Origin of the sequence: Butyricicoccus sp., from assembly GCF_050872565.1 — a bacterium.
GTDB lineage: Bacteria > Bacillota > Clostridia > Oscillospirales > Butyricicoccaceae > Butyricicoccus_A.
Genome location: NZ_JBNMHC010000062.1, coordinates 1 through 8741, shown reverse-complemented (window position 1 = coordinate 8741; position 8741 = coordinate 1). Strand labels below are relative to the sequence as shown.

Genomic DNA, 8741 nt, shown 5'->3' with positions numbered 1-8741 from the left:
TTTACTTGCAGTATCTCTGGATATGCTTCGCAGTCTCTTCAGCAGCGGTCTTGATGTTCTCGTCGGTGGTCATCTCGTAGTAATCCGGACGGAATACTTCCATGGTGATGAAGCCGTTCTCGAAGTCATAACCGATTTCCTTCAGGGTGTCAGCGAAACGCTTGTGATCCAGGCAGCCGCGCGGGTCAGACGGCCACAGACGCTTTGCATCGGTGTTGTAGCCAGCACCAGCCGGAACGTCCTCGGTGTCGTTCAGATGCCATACGAAGATCTTGTCGCCGTCAGCCTTTTCCAGCTTGGACCAGTCAGAACGCATACCGTTGAAGTGGTACTGGTCGAGGGTAACACCCATCAGCGGGGAGTCAACCAGCTTTACGATCTCGTAAGCGTCATCAAAGGTATTGATGGACATGGACGGAGCGCCGCAGAACTCGAGGGACAGCTTCAGACCGGTCGGCTCGCACTTCTTAACCATTTCCTTCAGAACAGCAACAGCATCGTCGCGGATCTCCTGACGAGTAGCTTCAATGCCCTTCTCGTTCAGGTCGCAGGACGGAACAACAACTACCATGTGGCAGTCCAGTGCAGCGCACTTCTTGATGATGTCGTCCAGCTCGTCCATAACTGCCTGCTTCTCTTCAGCAGTCTGCTTCATGTTGAAGAAGCACAGAGCGTTGTAAGACAGCGGAACGATGTCGTTTGCCTTCATGAAAGCGTTCAGCTCTTCCAGCGTGCCGCCTTCTGCCAGATACTTGTCCAGGCAGTCGAAACGAATGTCGATGCCCTTGAAGCCATACTTTGCACAAGCCTTCAGGTCAGCCATCAGGGACTGATCTGCACAACCGCGGTTGCCATCCCAAGTGCAACCCTCATTAAAACCCATTTTAAGCATGATATGTAATCTCCTTTTCTCGTACAGATGAAGCTCTTATATTTTTATCCTATCAAATTTGACGCACCATGTCATGACATATTCCTGTCACAAAGTATCAAAAAACAATACTTACATATCCTTATTTATCGTGCCAATCCCAGTGGAGAGAACAAGGCATAGATGCAAAGCATAAGGACAAAACACAGAGCTGCAGCAGGCTTTACATGTTTCCATGGTGTCAGGTCAACAGCTTTAGAATCTTCCAGTTCAAAATCTGTTTCGCGCGGTTTCAGTTTTCCGATAACCAGCATCAACAGCAAGTCAATCGGGAACAGCACGGACAGCACATATAAATAATGTACATGCAGCGGCAGGAACTTAGAGATCGAATACAAAACAACATGCGTGACCAAGGTAACTTTCGGTGCGATTGCTGGTACACGCTTGGTGTAGAATCCAACAAGAACAGTTGCCAAAATCGGCATCGAATAGAATCCAAAGCATTCTTGCAAGAAATCATACAGACCAGACGGTGCATTGATGACAAATGGAGCGACACAAATTGATACAATTGCCAAGCCAGTGCCTACGCGCTTACCAATTTTAACCAGATATTCATCACTTGCTGTCTTGTTGATAATTGCTCGATGGAAATCCAGTGTATACAGAGTAACACAGCTGTTCAATGCCGAATTAAACGAGGAAAGAATCGCGCCAAACAGAACTGCTGCCATCAATCCAAGCAGCCATGTCGGGATAACTGTTGTAATCAGAGTCGGATAGGCAAGGTCGCTCTGCGGCAATTTGTCTCCAAAGAAGCGGAACGCCAACAAGCCACAAATTGTGATGAAGAACGGATCCAGCAGCTTTAAAAATGCAGTAAATACTGCGCCGCGCTGTGCTTGTCCCAAATTTTTAGCCGCCAATGTACGCTGAATAATAGACTGATTTGTGCACCAATAGAACAAGTTATTAAACAACATACCCAAGAATAAAACCGGCCACGGAATCATTGGCGGCAAAGAATTTGCCGGGTTGATAGAGTTGAACTTATCAGACGGCACATTGGTGATAAAGTCATGAATACCAGCAATAAAGCTGCCATTTCCCAAAATACAGATAGCGAGAATTGGTACCAATAAGCCGCCAATCAGTAAGCCTACACCGTTAATCGTATCGGATACAGCCACCGCTTTGAGTCCGCCAAATACAGCATAGATCGAACCAACAATACCAATGCCTGCGCACAGCAGTGCAATCGCCTGGAATGTCGTAATGCCAAGCACCTGATCCAGATGAAAAATCTGATTAAATGCCAGTGCACCGGAATACAAAACTGTCGGCAGATATGTCAGCATATAACCGAGCAGAAACAAAAACGAAATAATCTGCTTGGTCGTACGATCAAATCGCATCTCCAAAAACTCCGGAATTGTTGTGATGCCTGCTTTCAGATACTTTGGCAAAAAAATCAGTGCCAACGCCAACAGAGCCATACTTGCGCCGACAGACCAGCTCATCGCACCCATATTGGTGCTGTAGCTCTGTCCCGCCTGACCGACCAGCTGTTCGGTAGACAGATTTGTCATTTCCAGCGAGCCCGCAATGACTAAACCGCTTAAACCACGTCCAGCTAAAAAATATCCCTCTTTCGTGGATAAATTGTCATCCCGCGTTTTGTACCAAGACAATAACGCAACCAATCCTGTAAAAGCAATAAAGCTCAATACAATAATCAATGGATTTCTCCTCTCTTTCCTAAAACAGTAAAAAACCAGATTTGTCCATACCATATATATTTTCGGTTTTTTCTGTCTATAACCGCCAAAGCGATCGTGCCTCTTTTTCCACACACAAAATTGGATGAAACTTTAGGATTATTTTCTAAAATTTCCTGCATTTCGGTACCTTTTTCTGCTTTCCTTTTTTGCACCCTTATGATATACTATTTTTCACATGATGTCACGATACATTCTTGACAAGAAATAATAAAAAAAGATACTTTTCAGAGAGAAGGAATAACTATGCTTGATACCGGCGTATTGAGCGATTCTGTCCGCTATTATCATGAGGCAGATCCATTTACAGAGAAGAATTTATATTACATTCCACACGCAGGCCAATATCACTGCAACAGCGATTATGAAGTCCGACGTACCCATCTAGATGTCTGTCAGGCAATTGTTGTGGATTCCGGCGAACTGACTATCGAATATCGCGGACAAATTTATACAGCTCCTTCCGGCGCAGTTGTCTTGCTGGATTGCCGCGAACCACACAGCTATTACGCCAGTTCTCCGGACTTAAAAATGCGTTGGTTTCATTTTCTTGGCAGCAGCAGCGAAGCATATGTCCATCAGATTACTAGTATTCACGACATTGTCATGCAAATCACACAAAATGCAGATATTGAATCGTGTATCGCTCAAATCATGAAAGCCGTAGCACAGGTGGAGCCGAATCCACACTTGGTTTCTGTCAGTATTCACCGTCTACTTGCTTTACTGATTACTTCAACAGACGCTGCTCCCAAAAGCGATCTAGAACTTGTTATCAATTCCTCGGTCTCATATATCGAATCTCATTACTCTGATCCAGATCTTTCTAATGAAAATCTTGCTCGTATGGCAATGCTGAGCACTTGTTATTACGTGCGCAAATTCAAAGAATTTCGCAGCGCCACACCACACCAATTCATTCAGTCCGTGCGCATCCGCATCGCCAAGCAAAAGCTCTCTACAACCTCTCTCAGCATTGAAGAAATTGCCGAGCAATGCGGTTTCTGCAATACCTCTCATTTCATCATGGTATTCCGAAGAATTACCGGTATTACTCCGCTTCAATTTCGCATTATGTGGCGATAAACGCAAAAAAGCCTCCCGTTCGGGAGGCTTTTACTATAAAATCTTATGTTTTTACTTTCCAAACAGACCCTTGATCTTATCCCACAGGTTTTCCTTCGGCTGTTCTTCCTGCTTGACTTCCTTGGTCTCCTTCTTTTCCTCTACGGATGTACGCATGACGAACTTGGTCGAGGTCTCCGTTGCAGACTTCGGTGCGCCGGTGTAGCATACGCTGTCCTTGGCATAATCCTTCTGCTTTTCATACAGCTTTGCCGCGGTGCGAATGTTGGTCAGATCTTCGTTATCGGTAATCTTGCTGATGCCTTCTTCGTTATACTTGATGATACCATCGCGCAGCTCGCCGGAACCATCCTTGAGCTGTGTGCCTGCATCGTCAAACTGCTTGATGGCGTCGAGCACCTGTCCGCTTGCCGAATTCAGCGACTTCATACCATCAGACAGGCTTCCGGTTCCATCCTTGAGACTGGAAGCACCGCTGTTGAGCTGGTTGATACCGTTTGTCAGCGTCGGCACCTGACCATTCAGCTCAGAAATGCCGCCGGACAGGGTTGCCGCACCGGATGCCAGTGTGCCGGTACCCTTTGCCAGCTCTGCCGCACCGGATGCCGCGGAGCTGACACCTGCGGTGTACTTGGCAATGCCGCTGTCCAGTGCCGTTGCGCCCTCTTGCAGCTGAGAAACCGAAGAGCCCAGCGTGCTTGCCAAGCTCTGCAAGCCGCCATTCATGGTCGAATACTTATCAGATGCCTCATTGAGACCGGCATCAATCTGCTTCAGTGCCGAGCTGAGCTGGCTCATCTGAGCAGCAGTCTCGTCCAGACCATCGCTGACCTGTCCAGCTGCGCTGGCAATGCTGTCCAGATTGTCTGCCAGTGCTTCCATCTTGTCGATGAGTGCCGCATTGGTCTGGAACTTCTGAATAATCGATGCGCCGCTCTCCAGTGTCTGAAGTTCTGCCATCTCGGATTCTGACAGAGACTGCTTATTCGATGCAATTGAGTGCAGACCGCTGCCAACCTGCTTTGCGCCGCTCTGAATCTGTGCCAGTGCGCTCTTTGCGCTGGAAATATCACCGCTGCTCATGGAGTTGACAACCTGATCCATGCTGGAGGACAGCTTCTGCAGGCTGCTTTCCATTCTGTTGGAACCGGAGAACAAAGCCTGTACATCATCGGATTCCAGTGCGCCCGCCAGAGAATTCAAGCCGCTTGCCAGCTTCTTCGAGCCGGAGGACAGGCTGGAAGAATTGTCTTCCAACGTGCTCAGGCCGCCGGACAGCTTCTTTGCACCGGCATTGGCGGAATTAGCGCCGTCTGCCAGCTTCTGTGCGCCGTCATCCAGCTGACCAACGCCGCTCGCCAGCTTCTGTGCGCCAAGTGTCAGCGTGCGCATACCGGATGCCAGCTGTGCTGCACCGTTGTCCAGCATACCTGCGCCGGATGTTGCATCAATGATGCCATTGTTGAACACAACATAGTTAGAAGACAGCTCGCCGAGCTTGTCATCCAGCGTCTCACAGCCGTCTGCCAGTTCGTTTGCGCCGTCAATCAGCTGCTGAGTGGCGTCTTTCAGATCATCCAGCTGGTCAAACTCCTCATCAAGATCGAAATCCGATTCCTTGATGTCATTCAGATTGCTCGCACAAGCAAAATACAGGGTCGGCATAGAGCCGTCCTTCATATCGCACTCGATGGTCACATCGTCCAGCATCATATCGGTCAAATCCGAGAACTTGTCGCCCAGCAGATCGGAATAGGTTGCCTTCATGCCCGGCATAGCGAGAAAGGCAACGACCTGATTGGTGCTGTCCGTCTCTACCTTGCCGTCCTCTGCCTTGACATTGGAGAAGTTGTCCGTGGACAGATTGGTGCCGATAACCGTGAAGTACGGGCGGCAAATCGTATAACTCTTGCCGTCTACAGTTACTTCCTTGGTGTCTTTATTGGTCAGTGCGACATGCATGACCAGATGGCCGCTTGCGCCGTCCAGATCCTTCGCATCTACCTGCTTGCCGTCCAGCTCATAGGTAATCTTTGCCTGTACCGGCATTTCCTGATCCGTTGTGCCCTGATAATATACATCATTGCCTTCTACGTTCCAAGTCAGTGCCTCGCCGTTTTGTACCGGCTCCTCGTCACCCTTCAGGTTCTCAATGTCCTGAAGAGAGCTGACATCAGCAAAATTGCTGAGGCCATTGTCGGAATGCAGCCAATCGCTGACGGTCTGATGCTCAACGGTGCCATCGCTGTTCAGCGTGGCATATACGGTTTCGTCCTTGCGAATAGATGCGGCAAACGCCGGTGTCAACGCGCTGCACGCCACAACGGCGCTGAGCACACAAGCGGTAATTTTATGATTCTTTTTGAACTTCAATGTCAACACTCTCCTTGGAATTGTCTAACCAGTGATACGTCGTCTTACGGATAATCGGTGCGAACAAAATCAGCATAGCTGGCAGAACAAACAAAATGACCAGCATAGAGATAATCGCGCCGCGGCTGATGAGCAGACATAAGCCGCGAATCAAATCGATGCGGGAGACAAAATACAGACCGATGGTCGCCGCAAAGAAGCTGAGTCCGCTCGTGATAATACTCGGTGCGCAGGTCTCAATAGCGGTTGCCGCCGCGTCATGCGGGCTGAGACCGTTGAGACGCTCCTCATGGAATCGTGTCGTCATGAGAATCGCATAGTCAACCGTCGCGCCGAGCTGAATGGTTCCGAGTACGATGCTCGCAATAAATGGAATGGTGGATCCGGTAAAATACGGAATGCCCAAATTCACCATAATCGCGCCCTCAATTGCCAGAACGAGCAGAACCGGAATGGAAATTGATTTAAAGGTAATCAAAATAATCACAAATACCGCCACAATTGAGAAGACGGATGTAGAATTAAAGTCATGCGCGGATGTCGTAATCAAATCCTTGGTCATGGCACCTTCGCCGGTCAGCAGACCGTCCGCGTCATATTTCTTAATGATTTGATTCATCTTCTGTACTTGCGCATTCATCTCATCGGTACCCGGTTTATACTCCGTGGTAATCATCATCAGCTCATGTCCGTTTGAGCGGAATACCTCGGCAATAGAATCCGGAATGGCAGCCTCTGGGATGCCGCCGCCGACAAATTTTTCATAGCACAGCGTCGATTTGATGCCGTCTACCTTATCCAGCTCATCCGCCAGATTCTTTTTCTGGGCAGAGCTCAGTTCATCATTGATGACAACAAAATGGAAGCTCGGCATACCAAAGTCTTCATCCAGCTTATTGGTACCGGCGATACCCGTCAAATTCTGCGGCAGCGAATCGGTCAGCGTGTAATATACATTGGTCAAGCCCTGTGCGCGGAAGAACACCAGTGCTACGACAACAAACACCAGCAGAATGCGCTTCGGATGCTTGGTGACAATCTCCGCTACCTTGTGCATTTTCGGCGTGATAACCGGATGAATGCTCTTCTCAATGATCTTATCAAAGTACATGATGAGCGCCGGCAGGATGGTCAGCGTACTGATAACGCCGAGCGCAACGCCCTTCGCCATGACGATGCCAATATCGGCACCCAGTGTCAGGGACATCGCACACATCGCCAAGAAGCCTGCAATCGTCGTCAGCGACGAGGAGACAATGGATGTACTGGTCAGGCAAATCGCGGAAACCATCGCATCACTGTTGGATTTAAATTCTTTTTCCTCTTGATACCGGTGCAGCAGGAAAATACTAAAGTCCATCGTGACGCCCAGCTGCAATACTGCGGCAAGCGCCTGAGTAATATAGGATATTTCCCCCAAGAAAATATTGCTGCCGAAGTTATAAACAACCGGGAACAGCACGCCCAGCATAAAAATAAACGGCACAGCTGTATTTTCCAAGAACAGAAACAGGACAATCAAGCTAAAGATCACGGCACACAGCACGTACTTTGGCAGCTCCTGGTTGACCAGCTCCTTGGTGTCCTCCAAAATTGTAGACATACCGCCGAGGAAGCAGTCCTTTTTCATAATGCTCTTGATTTCTACAATCGCATTGATGGTCTTATCTGATGCGCTGGACTCCTCAAAGCGCACCATCATCATGGTCGAGTCGTTTTTACCGTACAGCATGTCCTGTACGTTGTCCGGCAGCATTTCCTTCGGTACCGTGACGTCTACCACATCACTGATCCAGAAGCAGCTTGTTACGCCTTCTACGCTCTCTACGTCTTCTTTCAGCTTGAGCAATTTTGCCGTGGGCATATCCCCCTCCACGGTAATCATCGCTGTTGATGCCAAGTTGAAATCTTCATCGAGGTATCGTTCGCCCTCCATGGATTCCAGCTCTTCCGGCAGGTAGCTCAGAATATCATAGTTAATTCTTGTGTTGATGTAGCCAAACACCGACAGCACCAGCAGCACACACGCCACTGCCAGCACAAAGCCGCGCCGCTTGACCACAAAACGGGCTACACGCTCCATAATTGATGCCTTACTCCTTTCTTTGTCTGTCCGGCTCATCGCCGATATACAGAAACATAGACTATCTTCATTTTATAGCATCCTTAGTATAGTCTAAAAATGACCATTGGTCAATGTTTATCCTACAAACATTTTTCTCTGTTTTGAAACCAACGTTTAGGCATCTTTCCGAATTTTATTTTTTCTATTTCCGATTCTTGTCAATTGGAGCACTTCAAGCTATACTAATATACACATGCTGTTTATACGAGGGGAGATTGTTATGGGGCAGATTTTGCATCAGAAGAAAGAAGAAAAGAAGAAAAATCTATTGGATGCTGCCCGTATTCTCTTTCTCCAGAAGGGTTTTTCCAAAACCAGCATCAGCGAGATTGCGAAGCAGGCGAAGGTAGCCAAGGGCACGTTCTATCTGTATTTTAAGGACAAGGACGAGCTGCTCGAACACTTGATTTTACAGATCGGGCGGCATATTCTGACGCTCGCCTACGAGCACACCGAGCAGCACCGCACAGAGGATTTCACAGAAAACGTCATTCTGTTTGTCGAT

At 48.3% G+C, this 8741-nt stretch carries 6 protein-coding genes; 2 read left to right on the top strand and 4 right to left on the bottom strand.

Features of this window, described 5'->3' with window-relative positions:
• Position 1: 1 nt before the first annotated feature.
• On the bottom strand, positions 2-892 hold the full coding sequence (locus ACR0P9_RS04315; RefSeq protein ID WP_432617658.1) for a sugar phosphate isomerase/epimerase family protein: 891 nt from the start codon (positions 890-892) through the stop codon (positions 2-4).
• 125 nt (positions 893-1017) lie between these two features.
• A complete protein-coding gene (locus ACR0P9_RS04310) occupies positions 1018-2613 on the bottom strand; it encodes a solute:sodium symporter family transporter (RefSeq protein ID WP_432617656.1) in 1596 nt (531 codons plus the stop codon).
• Between the two features lie 285 nt (positions 2614-2898).
• Here ACR0P9_RS04310 and ACR0P9_RS04305 point away from each other — a divergent pair, with 285 nt between their 5' ends.
• On the top strand, positions 2899-3738 hold the full coding sequence (locus tag ACR0P9_RS04305) for an AraC family transcriptional regulator (protein WP_432617654.1): 840 nt from the start codon (positions 2899-2901) through the stop codon (positions 3736-3738).
• A gap of 51 nt (positions 3739-3789) precedes the next feature.
• Here the strand turns inward: ACR0P9_RS04305 and ACR0P9_RS04300 are convergent, their stop codons facing one another.
• Entirely contained in the window at positions 3790-6111 is a 2322-nt protein-coding gene (locus ACR0P9_RS04300; RefSeq protein WP_432617652.1) for a hypothetical protein, read from the bottom strand.
• Positions 6089-8194 carry an efflux RND transporter permease subunit gene (locus ACR0P9_RS04295; protein ID WP_432617650.1) on the bottom strand — a complete coding sequence of 702 codons (2106 nt, stop codon included), beginning with the start codon at positions 8192-8194 and terminating at the stop codon, positions 6089-6091. The genes ACR0P9_RS04300 and ACR0P9_RS04295 overlap by 23 nt, the downstream gene beginning before the upstream one ends.
• A 262-nt stretch (positions 8195-8456) precedes the next feature.
• Here ACR0P9_RS04295 and ACR0P9_RS04290 point away from each other — a divergent pair.
• On the top strand, positions 8457-8741 hold a 285-nt coding region (locus ACR0P9_RS04290), incomplete at its 3' end, for a helix-turn-helix domain-containing protein (RefSeq protein WP_432617648.1).